The organism is Neisseria sp. P0021.S006 (assembly GCF_051956895.1).
In genome coordinates this window covers 1-1,008 of sequence record NZ_JBQCWZ010000487.1, presented here as the reverse complement: position 1 = coordinate 1,008, position 1,008 = coordinate 1, and the positions used below count along the sequence as shown (strand labels likewise).

Here is a 1,008-nt window from a genome sequence, read left to right as displayed (position 1 = left end):
GAAGTCTTTCGGCGCATCTTTCACGTATTCGCCGGTTGCCAAATCGACAACGCGTTGCTCGATACGCTCGGCAAAGGTTTTGCTGATGTCGGTGTTTTTATCCATCAAACCGGCTACGCTCAAGATATAGCCTTGTTTGTCTTGGAGTTTTTGTTTCTCTTGGATGGGTTTCAAGCCGACGACCGCACCGGCAACGATGATGGAACAAATCAGGCTGACAACCAATACCACAATCAGCGTGCCGCTGAAGCTGTCTTTATCGAATTTCTTAGCCATTGCTGCGCGCCTTTCTGCGTTTGATGTTCGCTTGTGCGACGAAATAGTCGAAAATCGGGGCAAACAGGTTGGCAAACAGAATCGCCAACATCATGCCTTCAGGGTAAGCCGGATTGACCACGCGGATTAACACGCACATCACACCGATTAGCGCGCCGTACCACCATTTGCCGACATTGGTAAAGGAAGCGGAAACAGGGTCGGTTGCCATAAACAGCATACCGATGGCAAAGCCGCCGACAACCAGATGCCAGTACCAAGGCATGGAGAACATGGCGTTGGTGTTCGAACCGATGAAGTTAAACAGCGAAGACATGGCAATCATACCGATCATCACGCCGGCGATAATGCGCCAAGAGGCAATACGAGTGAACACGATAAACGCGCCACCGATTAAGAGCGCCAAAGTGGATACTTCGCCGATTGAGCCGGGCACGTTACCGATAAATGCGTCCATCCAAGAAATGGTTTGATCGGTTACAGCGTTTTTCAGGCCGTCTGCACCGTGTGCCGCCCATTGCGCCAAAGCAGTTGCGCCGGAATAGCCGTCAACCGCAGTCCAAATGGTATCGCCGGTAATGTTGGCAGGGTAGGCAAAGAACAGGAACGCACGGCCTGCAAGAGCAGGGTTCATGAAGTTTTTACCTGTACCGCCGAATACTTCTTTCGCAACCACAACGCCGAAAGAAATACCCAAAGCGGCTTGCCACAAAGGCAGGGTAGGGGGAACGA

At 51.8% G+C, this 1,008-nt stretch carries 1 protein-coding gene and 1 pseudogene; both read right to left on the bottom strand.

The window, feature by feature from the left end; all coding sequences use genetic code 11:
• A pseudogene (locus ACTHUM_RS15185) lies at positions 1 to 276 on the bottom strand (Na(+)-translocating NADH-quinone reductase subunit C); the annotation flags it as partial.
• The coding region (locus tag ACTHUM_RS15180) for an NADH:ubiquinone reductase (Na(+)-transporting) subunit B (protein ID WP_440403312.1) at positions 269 to 1,008 on the bottom strand (740 nt) is incomplete at its 5' end. The pseudogene ACTHUM_RS15185 and the gene ACTHUM_RS15180, both read right to left, overlap by 8 nt.